The 1,672-nt window shown below is 50.7% G+C and carries 2 protein-coding genes; both read right to left on the reverse strand.

Features of this window, described 5'->3' with window-relative positions; translation table 11 throughout:
- On the reverse strand, nt 1-694 hold a 694-nt coding region (locus AC1DUO_RS24745; RefSeq protein ID WP_477989270.1), incomplete at its 3' end, for an alkaline phosphatase family protein.
- Entirely contained in the window at nt 684-1,499 is an 816-nt protein-coding gene (locus AC1DUO_RS24750) for a DeoR/GlpR family DNA-binding transcription regulator (RefSeq protein WP_477989272.1), read from the reverse strand. The genes AC1DUO_RS24745 and AC1DUO_RS24750, both read right to left, overlap by 11 nt.
- Nucleotides 1,500-1,672: the final 173 nt, after the last annotated feature.

Below are 1,672 nucleotides of genomic sequence, written 5' to 3' on the forward strand. Positions count from 1 at the left end.
CTCCTACCACATCGTCACAAAGGCGCATCCTGTCATAATGTTCGGGTGAGCCTAATCCGTACAAATGCGTCGCGCTGTCGACCTCTGTGAACCACAGGATAGATACGTCTGGACGATGGTGTGGCCATACTTCCTTCTGAAACAACTTGAGAGCTGTTTTCGGGCCGTCCACGGAGAGGCCTCCGGCTGGAATTTTTAGATTGCGATGCGCTCTCGCTGCGAAGTCATGAGGGAAGGAAGTCTGGGGGTGTTTTACATTGAACCCAATTTGTCCGTACTTGTCACCTTGCCAATTCAACGCCGACAGAGCTCCAGGGCCACTGGATGTTATGACTGCGAGTTTTTTCTCTGCGTCACGCAAGACTTTCGCAAGCGATGTAGCGGTGACCAACTGCCCTTTGAGCCGATTATCTGCAGCATACCAGTCGTGGGTAGTTTCAGTGAAAATCTGATTGGGGTCGGTGTCTCTGATGTAGAACTGATTACCGAAAATCCCGTTGGTTTCAGCGTGTGCTCCGGTGACGAGAGCAGTCAACGCGCCCCGTGTCTCGCTAGGGAAGACGGTCTTATGGTTCTTGCTCCAAGTGCCCTTTCGTCCCAATTCAGTCAGATTGGGCATCGTCCATTCGTTGACCATGTCCGGTCTTAAGCCATCGATGCCAAGAATAATGACTTTTTTCGCTTTACAGATCATGTTGTTTAGTCCCAATAGTACTTGGATAAATAACTTTGACGCCCGATTCATTGAAAACGGTGACGAAGTCTTTTGGCGGAGCGTAGTCTGTGACAATGATGCCWATTTCTGATAGGGGAACGGAAACGTAAGGGCCTGAAGCGCCGAACTTGCTGTGGTCAGCAACAAAGATACGCCTGCTACTCCTCTGACAAAGTAGGCGCTTGAGATGCTGGTAGTACTTCTCGGCCTCGACCAGCCCATGCACAGGGTTGATTCCGTAAGTACCCATAATGACGGTGTCGAACACGCACTCGGAAATGGCCTCAAGAACCTGCTGGCCGCCCAAAGCGCCATCAGCGTGGTTGTATTCGCCGCCGGTTAACACTACGCGATGCTTTGTCCCACCGTGGAGAGCCTCAGCAATTGCCGGCATATTAGTCATCACGGAAATTGGAGGACCGTCGTTAAGCGCTCTCGCAACTGAGAGCGTCGTGCTTCCATGCGTCAGGAATATCCATTCATCTTTCTCTATCAACCTCGCCGCCAATGCTCCTATCGACGCTTTCTCGAGACTGAGGTTATTCACCCGGATGTTGATAGAAGCTGAACGCCCAGCCGGCATGGCGCCACCGTRCACACGGTAGACGAGCCCTTCCTTTTCCAATGCTGCGATATCGCGACGTATGGTCTCCATCGACACTGAGTACTGCTCCGCTAGCCCGGCAATGCTGATACTTGATCCAGCATCAACCATTTCGGTTATTGCCTGCAGCCGGCTAGCAGCAGGTAATCTGCCCATTCGTTGGCTTCGAACTTCAGTCATCACGCGAGGTACTCCTTAGCCACAATGTTATGTTTGTTGAGATATAATGATATTTTGTGCACGCCATTGTGTCAATGACGCCCACCCGCGCCCCAAGAGATTCGACTAAAAATGACAGATTAAAGATATACTTATGATCAAGATAACACCCAAATATGAACTATTGATAGGGA

The sequence above is a fragment of the Rahnella sp. P4_A8 genome (genome assembly GCF_056402435.1).